2 protein-coding genes are annotated in these 1058 nt (G+C 55.8%); both read right to left on the bottom strand.

Annotation, left to right across the window (positions count from 1 at the left end):
* Positions 1–15: 15 nt before the first annotated feature.
* Positions 16–537 carry an IS630 family transposase gene (locus ACGYK7_RS19165; RefSeq protein ID WP_394403958.1) on the bottom strand — a complete coding sequence of 174 codons (522 nt, stop codon included), beginning with the start codon at positions 535–537 and terminating at the stop codon, positions 16–18.
* A gap of 50 nt (positions 538–587) precedes the next feature.
* Positions 588–974, bottom strand: coding sequence for a transposase (locus ACGYK7_RS19160; protein WP_394403957.1), 387 nt, complete (start codon positions 972–974; stop codon positions 588–590).
* Positions 975–1058 lie beyond the last annotated feature (84 nt).

Here is a 1058-nt window from a genome sequence, read left to right as displayed (position 1 = left end):
TAGAGCATTTCTACTTTAACCTGAGGCATAGCCGGCAGCCTGAAAGTAGTTTGAACACTCCTGCGGGGAGTACATCGCGCAGATATCGCCAAGGGCTTCGAACACCGAGGTGAATGATCGCGCACTGATGCGTCTGAGGTGAGCCTTCAATTTGGAGAAGGCCAACTCAATCGGGTTCAGGTCTGGCGAATATGGCGGCAGATAGAGAAACCAGCATCCATGGGCCTTGAGTGCCGCCGCGGCTTCTTTGTTGCGATGCGTCGCGAGGTTGTCGAGAACCACTACCGTGCCGGGCGCGATCTCAGGGATCAGTACCTTGCGCACATAGGCTGCAAAGGCAGGGCCATCCATCGCACCTCTGATCACCCAAGGTGCGATCAGAGCCTCATTTGTCAGCCCCGCAATCAGGGTTTGGGTCCCCCAACTGCCGAAGGGCGCGTCCATTGTTAGGCGCTCGCCACGAGGGGTCCAACCGCGTAGCCGTGTGAGGTTCGTTTTGACCGCTGTTTCATCAAGAAAGACCACGCGTTCCGGCATCCGCGCGATGGCTGGCAAGCGGTGTGCGAACCAATCCTCACGTCGTCGCCTTACCTTTGCGCGGTGACGTTCGGTAGCGACCAGTGACTTTTTTTATGCGTGAACCCGAGCCGCTTTAGCAGGTGTCCGATAGCAGAGTGGTGGACCTGAAGTCCGGTTGCATCAGCAAGTGCATCACGCAACTCAAACAATGTGATATCAGGGTCTTGAGCGATCAACTCTTCGAAAAAGCCAACGTAGGGGGCTAATTTTCCAGACCCTTTTGGACGCCCCTGTACGGCCGGATCAGCCCGGCCTGTCTTTTGAATCTGTTGCCGCCACCGTGCGCCTGTTGCTGGCGACAACTTCAAGCGCGCTGCCGCCGCTCGCCCGCTTAATCCTTCCTCAATATATCTCTGAAACCGCGCCCGAAGCGCTGATGGCAAAGGTGCTGACATAGTTCATCCTCCCAAACAGGATGAATCACAATCAGACCATTTTGGGAATCCCCTACGATTCAGGTTTCGTTAGAAACGCTTTAG

This window comes from Sulfitobacter sp. 1A15299 (assembly GCF_043556915.1).
GTDB lineage: Bacteria > Pseudomonadota > Alphaproteobacteria > Rhodobacterales > Rhodobacteraceae > Sulfitobacter.
Note: the sequence above shows the minus strand (reverse complement) of the source record. Positions and strands in the feature narration are given on the sequence as shown.

What these genes read in the sequence shown, in the direction of transcription:
- ACGYK7_RS19160 (WP_394403957.1), bottom strand. Translation starts at nt 974, where the DNA reads ATGTCAGCACCTTTGCCATCAGCGCTTCGGGCGCGGTTTCAGAGATAT.
- ACGYK7_RS19165 (WP_394403958.1), bottom strand. Translation starts at nt 537, where the DNA reads ATGCCGGAACGCGTGGTCTTTCTTGATGAAACAGCGGTCAAAACGAAC.